We start from the raw sequence: 3,787 nt of genomic DNA on the forward strand, positions 1-3,787 counted from the left end.
GGTTGACAAAGGAGAGAAATGCCCCAAATATCAGGCTTTTCTCCGTCAACTGGCTGTCAACCAAAGCGTCAACCAAACTGTCAACCGGTGGCTTTTCAGAATGGCAGTTCCATTTGCCAGGCTTCTTCTTCCGTGATTTCCTGAAAACCGTCCCCCTCCGGCGGGTCTTGGTTGACACGCTCCCAGCCTTTTTGAGAACCGTATTTCTTATACCGCTTCGGGCTTTTGTAGGCTGCCCAGCCCTGTATGATGCCGCCCGCAATGCCGGTATTCATAATCTCGCAGATTGCCCGTGTCTCCCAGTCTGCCGGGGAATTTAAGTTCCCCAGCGCTTCCTCATAAAGCTGCTTGGAGCATACCCTGTCACCGGTGTAGTCCTCCAAATAGGCGTAGATCATGCCAGCCTGTGTGTCCTCCTGCATGAAGTCCTGCTGATGGGCGTTCAGGTATCGGTTCATTTCTATGCTGAATGACAGCTTATACTTCCCACTGCGATAAATCGTCATGGCTTCCGCCCACATCTGTTCGATATACGCCCTCGCCGCCGCTTCATCGTCCAGTATGTGAACCTCCGCCCGTTCCGGGTACACCGTCACGGGGAGAAAGCGCCGGTTGCCGGTGCGGTCACGGGGTAAAAAGTCCTGCCGGTTGGTCGTCCCTCCGAATACACATTGCCGCAGCCGGTCTGCCGGGTGTGTCTCATACGGCACTTTGTAGGTTTCTTTCTGGCGGCTTAAGAATGACTTGATTTCCTCAATACTCTTGGCGTTGGCTGTGGCAATCATCTCCGACATCTCGATAATCCAATGCCCTTGCAGCTTGCGGTACACATTTTCATCGTCCAGCTTCTTCAAATCGTCTGAAAACCATTCGTCCCTACCTGCCAGCAGCCGGAAAAAGGTAGATTTCCCGGCTCCCTGACCACCAACCAGACAGAGCATGACCTCAAACTTGCTCCCCGGTCTGAATACCCGCCGGATGGCTCCTATCAGGAACAGTTTCAAGGCTTCATAGGTGTATTCGTCCGTATCGGCTCCCAGAAAGTGATGCAGGGCGTAACGGATGCGCTCTGTGCCGTCCCATTGCAGGCTGTTCAGGTAATCCCTGACCGGATGGTAGCGGTTTTCATTGGCAACAATCTTGATGGCGCTCTGCACCTTTTTCTCGCTGGTAAGCCCGTAATTTTCTTCCAGATACAAAAGCAGGTAGTTCATGTCCATGTCGGTCAGCGTGGTACTGGTGCGCTCCCAGCCCAGCGGCTTCACAATGTCAATCTGCTCCGTCAAAAGGTTCAGACGCAGCGCCCCACGAAACAGCGGGTCACGCTGGAACACCGTCAGGCAGTTTCGGATGCTGTTCTTCACGCCGCCTTTCTGCGTCCCCTCTAACGTCTCCCGGATTTCTTCCGGTGTCTGCGCCGGTTCCATTGTGTCCATCGTCCTTTTGACCGCTTCCTGCGTTTCCGGCGGCAAGCTCTGAAATTCGCTGTTCAAGCCGCAGCACCTCCTTTCCCTGTGCGGCGATCAATGCCGCTTTTTCTTCTATTTCTCCGTATAACAAAATATCCAAAAGGTATTCTGTGTAGCTTATCCTCTGCAACGCTTCCACAAAAAGAGGATGCCAGATGGCATCCTGCGGCTGTGGGGCGTATGCTGTTTTCCAATGTTCCAGCAGGCGCTGATAATCGCATAGCACCCGGAAACAATACCGTTCCGTTTCCTGAAATCTCTGCTCCGCTGATTTTTGTCGGGGCTGTGACCTGTTGTGACGCTTCCTATCTGGCGGCGCATTGCCGGATTTCTCATAGGAAACGCCGAAGTCCTCCGCAAGCCTGACCGCAGCTTCCCGTTTCCCCAATCCATGCAGCAAAGCGGCAAAGTCGATCACATCCCCGGAAGCCCCGCAGCCGAAGCAGTAAAAGCGGCTGTCCACTTTCATGCTGGGCGTGCGGTCATTGTGGAATGGACAGCAGACCATGCCGTTTCTCCCCACCCGGATTCCATAGAATGAAGCAGCCTGCCGTGTGGTAACAGACTGTTTCACCGCTTCAAATACATTCAAATGCTCCCTCCGTAAAAATACCGGTAGCGGTAAAGCTGCCGGTTATATCATAGCTCCATCTCATGTTTCTTTCTCTGTACTTCCTGTGGCTGCTCCCTCCGGCGCAGTGCGGTATCTACGGCGTTCTGCACCTGCCGCAGCCGTATGACTTCCTCCCGGAGTGGCTTGTGCTGCGGAGACAGTTCGGCATACTCTGTTTTTAACTGTGCGTATTCCTGTTTCCATGCTTTCAGGGCAATGGGTTTTCCGTCCAGTTTTTCTTTCAGAATACGGCGGGCGGCATAAAACAGCCGTAACTCCGCATCGTGGGATGTTTCAAATTTCTCCCTCTGTTTCTTAAACTTGATATTGTTCAATTCCGTATGAATAGGTTTTAGCCGCTGGTAATTCTCGCCCTCCCGTATCAATTCCTGCAATTCCTTTATCCGGGCAGATTTCTTTTTCATGGAGCCGCTTAATGCTTCAAATTCTTCACTGACAGAGGAAAGACGCTCCTGCAAATCCTCTAATGTGAGCAGCTTGTTTTCCGTCAGATAATTGACGGCTTCGGCAAACTGCTTTAAGTTTCCGGTTCTGGCTTTATTGCTCCATGCCCCTGCGTTGCGCTGGTTGTAATAAGCGATCAGCAGGTCGGCAAGGTTCGGTGTCTGTGGTTTGGAAAGTTCTTCTTTTACCTCTGCCATCCAGACAAACAGGGCTTTGATCTTCTTCCTCACATCCTGCATGAGCCGGTTGGTGGCTTTAATCCAGCGGTTCAGTTCCCCTTTCTCGGTGCGGATGCCCTTTGCTTCCATCTGCCGGACATTAGCTCCCTCGTGGACAGTAGGTATCAGGTCAAGCCCCTGCCGCACATAGGAACGGTGGTCGATACGCACATCCAGTCCTTTTTCCTCAAATTTTGTATTAACGGCAGCCGCCCACTGCTCCCGCCAGTGTTCCAGTGTTTCCGGCTCGTGCCAGTCTGTTGTGTGGACAGCATTAAACATATAATCGCCATTTTTATCCCGGATTCGGTTTCCATCTTCATCAAGAAGATATTCCCGCCGCTGTTTTTGTCCCCATGTGCCATCCGGGTTCAAAGGGCGCATTGTTGTCATCACATGGAAATGCGGGTTTGGGATACCGCCGTCCTCTTTCTCCGGACTGTGAAAAGCAAGATCGGCAATCATGCCTTTTGCCACAAACTGCTCCTGCACGAACTTCCTCGCCAGCTCCATGTTTTCTTCCAGCGTCAATTCATTCTGCATGGCAATATCAAAGGAATAGGCAAGCTGTGCTTTTGGATGTTTCTCGCAGTTCTCCACAGCATTCCAGAGGGTCGCCCGGTCAAGATATATTTCCGGCGCATGGGGTGGCAGCATGATTTCCGAAGCGATCACGCCGCCCTTTTTGGTGTAATCGCTGGCTTCTCCATAGTAGCTACTGTAAAGACGCTCCCCGGCTCGGTAGGCTGCGCTGGCAATGGCGCTCTGACCGGCGCTGCGCTTTATCTGTGCGATTGAAAAATGATAAAGTGCTATCCTTAGTCACCGCCTTTCTCCTGCCCGGAAATACGGGCGTGGTTCTCTGTGGCAGACCGGATGAAATGCTCCGCCTGCGGCAGATTCAAAATGCTTTCCATGAGGGAATAAAATTCCGCTTCGGATAGCTCCTTTGTCTGTGGCGCAATGCTCTCAACGGCTGCCCCACGGGTAATCAGCCGATGCGTCCTCTGTTTCCGGGAACC

4 protein-coding genes are annotated in these 3,787 nt (G+C 52.5%); all 4 read right to left on the reverse strand.

Going from position 1 to position 3,787, the window contains the following annotated elements; genetic code table 11:
- Positions 1-95: 95 nt before the first annotated feature.
- A complete protein-coding gene (locus tag PG766_RS16690; RefSeq protein ID WP_270591382.1) occupies positions 96-1,436 on the reverse strand; it encodes a virulence-associated E family protein in 1,341 nt (446 codons plus the stop codon).
- Complete coding sequence (locus PG766_RS16695) at positions 1,321-2,061, reverse strand: CHC2 zinc finger domain-containing protein (RefSeq protein WP_055059557.1); 741 nt, start codon at positions 2,059-2,061, stop codon at positions 1,321-1,323. Before PG766_RS16695 ends, PG766_RS16690 begins: the two co-directional genes overlap by 116 nt.
- A gap of 47 nt (positions 2,062-2,108) precedes the next feature.
- Complete coding sequence (mobQ, locus tag PG766_RS16700; protein WP_270591384.1) at positions 2,109-3,581, reverse strand: MobQ family relaxase; 1,473 nt, start codon at positions 3,579-3,581, stop codon at positions 2,109-2,111.
- A 2-nt stretch (positions 3,582-3,583) separates the two neighbouring features.
- Positions 3,584-3,787, reverse strand: a 204-nt coding sequence (locus PG766_RS16705; RefSeq protein ID WP_270591380.1) for a DUF3847 domain-containing protein, incomplete at its 5' end; no start/stop codon positions are given.

Origin of the sequence: Coprococcus sp. LG101-27 (genome assembly GCF_027695515.1) — a bacterium.
GTDB lineage: Bacteria > Bacillota > Clostridia > Lachnospirales > Lachnospiraceae > Allocoprococcus > Allocoprococcus comes.

Bases quoted from the DNA above. Each gene is read 5' to 3' on its own strand.
- PG766_RS16690 (WP_270591382.1), bottom strand. From the start codon at position 1,436: ATGGACACAATGGAACCGGCGCAGACACCGGAAGAAATCCGGGAGACG.